Here is a 3611-nt window from a genome sequence, read left to right on the forward strand (position 1 = left end):
CCGAAATCAGTTTCACCACAAGCTTTTTATTATGATCAGGATGTTACAGCCTATACTGCAATTTCAGGTGCAAAAACTTATCATGGGACAACCCCAACACCATACCTCACTGCAGCAGTCCATCCTAATACTTGCGGTAGTGCAACTTCTGGAACGTTACTTCCTTATGGCACTAACATCATCACTTCAAGTCCGCTATATCTTCCAGGTAAAGGGAACGTAGAACAGTTTTATGTAGAAGACATGGGTGACGTAAGATGTGATCGCGGATTTACTCGAAACTGGTTTGATATTTACTTTGGTACTTCAACAACTACTAATATAAATAACGCAAAACAATTTGGTAAGCAAAAAACTGATTATTACACACTATGATAGAAAATAAACCGAGGCGTTATATCGCTTCGGTTTATTTTCCTTAGTAATGCTGATAATTGATGACTCGTGCACTAGATGGAGTTAATTTAATGGTTAATATGTCAGTTCCAACAGGGGGATTATGTGCTCCAACAAAAGTGCTAATTTGAACGATAACCTCGAAAGAAAATTCTCCTGGTCGGTCCCTTTTAATGGACAGGATCTTTGTGTTGAACAAATCAAACCCTCTAGGAGTCTTATAGTATTTACTTACTGCTTGTGATATTACTGGATTCAAACAAGTAATGAATGCATCTTGTAACTCTTTGTCTGCTACATTAGCATAAACAGGAGACGTACTGAGTATTAGAATGGTAAAAAATATGCTCAGAATTAATTTTTTCATTTTCTCAACTCCTTACTTAAACTTTGTAAGTAAAGTGCTTTAGAATTGTTTAACAGGCTCTAATTAGCAGTATACCTATGACTAACTTTTTTATACGCGCTACTAGTAAGTGATGATTACTCGACTACTACTCTGATTAAACAAAACCCAGCACATTAGCTCATAAGGGGCCGGGTTTTTCGTGTCATCGATTTCCTTAGCGTTCAGGAACGAGTTTTTTATTGCATCCAAGTCATTAACGTATGTTTTATGTCATTTAGTTGGCAGTACATTCCGTACTTTGCGGGTGGTGTCAGCGACGCTGGTACTACCCCTAAATGTATTTTGGAAAGGGGAGGGGTTACATGTCAAGGCTCGCTGAAGATTCAATGGGAATACGAAAGAATCATGGAGTCGGAAGTTAACGATCGCGAAAAAGATAAGCAGCTCGCGAAACTGATGACACAGATGGAAGGGGAGTATCGCATTCCAATGCTCCAGGTTAAAGAGTGGGAAGAGAAAAACAAACCGGTAATCGCTATGTATCGGCAGCTCTCGATGAGCCGAAAAACGGTATGATCAACAAAGTAAACCAGAGCATATGTAGTTAGCCATCATCACATTTCCTGTGGGTATTCACGGTGCTTCTATGACGTTTTGTGCTAGAAGACTCGGACAGAGATTACAATAAAGCGATGTTGATTGGAAAACGAATTCTTAGTGGTGAGAATTACGAATCCATTAGGGAAGAATTGATGCGGAAATGGGGAAAAAAGGAAGATTCATATGGATGATTGGATTTATTATAGAAGAAACACGGTAGACGATCGCAAGAATAGCCCGCAATACGTGGGCTAACAAGCTTTACCCAAAACAAAGTCAACGAACACCGGCGTCCGAAGCATACCGCTCTTGGTCCAGTTCCTAAATTTGACCGTCGCCCGCAGCCGTGGCTCCAGATACACGAAGTTTTTGTCCTCTCCGGTTACCAGCTGGCCGCACACCCCGCGAAACGCCTGCTTATGCAATGGCGGCACCCCAAGTTCGATGATCCCTGCTGGCCGCGGCCGCCCGTCAGTTCCCATCACACAAGCCAACCAGCCAAATTCACCTTTCCGGTATCCGCTGATGAACACATCCGCGTACTGGTAGTTGATCACCTTGATCCAGTCCACAGAACGCTTCCCAACATACCTGCTGTCCTTCCTTTTACATACGATCCCTTCCAGGTCCTGCTCCTTGATAGATGCAAACAGCGCTCTACCTTCCTTCTCCAAAAACGGAATCTTGTGAACCACTGGCATGTCCGGAATCACGGAATCCAGAATCTCTTTGCGCTGCATTAGTGGCAGGTCCCGCAGATCCCGGCCATCGAGGTGTAGAATATCGAACACCATCAACCCTACCGGCAGCCGTTTTGTTGCCGCGGCTATCCTGTCGGGCCCTTTTGTCTGGAACCGGCTCATGATCAGTTCAAAATTGATCTGGCCATCCGCATCAATGCAGTACACCTCGCCGTCCAGGATGACATCATGGTCGATCGGCAAATCGCACAACTCGGGATACTGGGCCGTGCATTCGTTATGATGGCGCGTATGCAGGGTCGTTTTCCCGTTAATTTTACTCAAAATCAGCCTATGACCATCGATCTTCGGTTCATATATGAATCTTCCGTCATCAAACGGTTCGTCTCGTTGTCGTAATAACATAGGTTCAAGAAACATTTTTATCACCTAGAATTATTATATCAGTCGACTTTCCGTTAAACGGTGGTAATGAATGGACGTAACACTTCAGTTTTAGAGCGAGGAGAGCGAACGCGTGGGACATATGCGTCTTATAGAGAACGGTTACTCTTAATGAACACCTAACGACGGAAATTCAGGCGATTCGCTGACCTTTTTTGGAGGGCTCCCGTACAGGAAATCTCTTTGCATGGGATACACCACTGGCAATCCTGATTAGGGTAATCTCAGGTCATTCCCAACCTATGATGAAGTCAGGAACAATCACCGGATGTGCCCGGCGTAAAAGTCGGGCTCGCGAAAAATGAGGAAACGTTGACAGGCTGGAGCGTCCTTCGATGTACGGAGTGGATGCGCGAGGTTCAGCCCCGGGTACCCGTGAGACCGTTTTGGACCCGATGAACCTCGTTGAGGACGTATATGCGGTATGTCTGTCCGGCGGGAGCGCCTACGGTCTGGATCCGGCCATTGGCGTAATGCACTATATGAAGAGCAGGGCGTAGGACTCTACCTCGGATTTGGGGTCGTGCAGAACGTTCCACGGTATTGTTCGATCTGGCTGTCACCGACCATCGAATTCGCCAAGACCAACCGAATGGGGTATCAGGCTGCCACCTGGGCATTTTGGCGTTAATAATTCAGTTTTGGGAAAATTTGAAATCTAGTTCAAAGTAACATAAAATTATTATAAGAAATTCAATAACTACTCTCCAAAAAGGAGCATTAAAAGGAGGAACGAGTATGTCTGTCAAAGGAATCACAACAAAAATTTTCGGTGGGAATATTGCAAAGAAGGAAGAGTACGTTTATTGGTTTGGTACCAATCGGAAAGCAACGATTGAAGTTTTTGACTTTAGCGATGGAAAAGGGGAAAGTTATGGAATTCAAGCAACTCTAACAGAAACAGGGGAGAAATTTGCAATCGAAACAGGATTTACAACAGATAAAGAGGCAGGTCTTAATGAGATCGTGTCATTAGTTGAATCCAAGTTGCTCCAAAACGATGAAGAGGTTAAGGAGACTCTACAGTTATTCGATCAACATAAAGGAGAATAAACATTTATCTTAACTAAGCCTTCGATTCCGCAATCGAATGGCTTTTTTGTTGTACTCATTCAAGTTTC

Annotated in this window: 5 protein-coding genes; 3 read left to right on the plus strand and 2 right to left on the minus strand. The window is 43.9% G+C overall.

The features are described from left to right. Window positions 1-375, plus strand: a 375-nt coding sequence (locus ACQ4MZ_RS31400) for a hypothetical protein (protein WP_430852011.1), incomplete at its 5' end; no start/stop codon positions are given. A 43-nt stretch (window positions 376-418) separates the two neighbouring features. Here ACQ4MZ_RS31400 and ACQ4MZ_RS31405 read toward each other — a convergent pair. Beyond that, a complete protein-coding gene (locus ACQ4MZ_RS31405; RefSeq protein ID WP_289673506.1) occupies window positions 419-763 on the minus strand; it encodes a DUF3888 domain-containing protein in 345 nt (114 codons plus the stop codon). Window positions 764-1150: 387 nt separating this feature from the next. Between ACQ4MZ_RS31405 and ACQ4MZ_RS31410 the strand changes: the two genes are divergently transcribed. Beyond that, window positions 1151-1321, plus strand: a complete 171-nt coding sequence (locus ACQ4MZ_RS31410; protein WP_327921579.1) for a hypothetical protein — start codon at window positions 1151-1153, stop codon at window positions 1319-1321. A 275-nt stretch (window positions 1322-1596) separates the two neighbouring features. Here the strand turns inward: ACQ4MZ_RS31410 and ACQ4MZ_RS31415 are convergent, their stop codons facing one another. Then, window positions 1597-2466 carry an RNA ligase family protein gene (locus ACQ4MZ_RS31415; RefSeq protein WP_327921581.1) on the minus strand — a complete coding sequence of 290 codons (870 nt, stop codon included), beginning with the start codon at window positions 2464-2466 and terminating at the stop codon, window positions 1597-1599. 762 nt (window positions 2467-3228) lie between these two features. Between ACQ4MZ_RS31415 and ACQ4MZ_RS31420 the strand changes: the two genes are divergently transcribed. Further along, window positions 3229-3543, plus strand: coding sequence for a hypothetical protein (locus ACQ4MZ_RS31420; RefSeq protein ID WP_327921583.1), 315 nt, complete (start codon window positions 3229-3231; stop codon window positions 3541-3543). Window positions 3544-3611: the final 68 nt, after the last annotated feature.

The sequence above is a fragment of the Dyadobacter sp. BHUBP1 genome, assembly GCF_050587785.1.
Lineage (GTDB): Bacteria > Bacteroidota > Bacteroidia > Cytophagales > Spirosomataceae > Dyadobacter.

Bases quoted from the DNA above. Each gene is read 5' to 3' on its own strand.
- ACQ4MZ_RS31405 (WP_289673506.1), bottom strand. From the start codon at position 763: ATGAAAAAATTAATTCTGAGCATATTTTTTACCATTCTAATACTCAGT.
- ACQ4MZ_RS31410 (WP_327921579.1), top strand. From the start codon at position 1,151: ATGGAGTCGGAAGTTAACGATCGCGAAAAAGATAAGCAGCTCGCGAAA.
- ACQ4MZ_RS31415 (WP_327921581.1), bottom strand. From the start codon at position 2,466: ATGTTTCTTGAACCTATGTTATTACGACAACGAGACGAACCGTTTGAT.
- ACQ4MZ_RS31420 (WP_327921583.1), top strand. From the start codon at position 3,229: ATGTCTGTCAAAGGAATCACAACAAAAATTTTCGGTGGGAATATTGCA.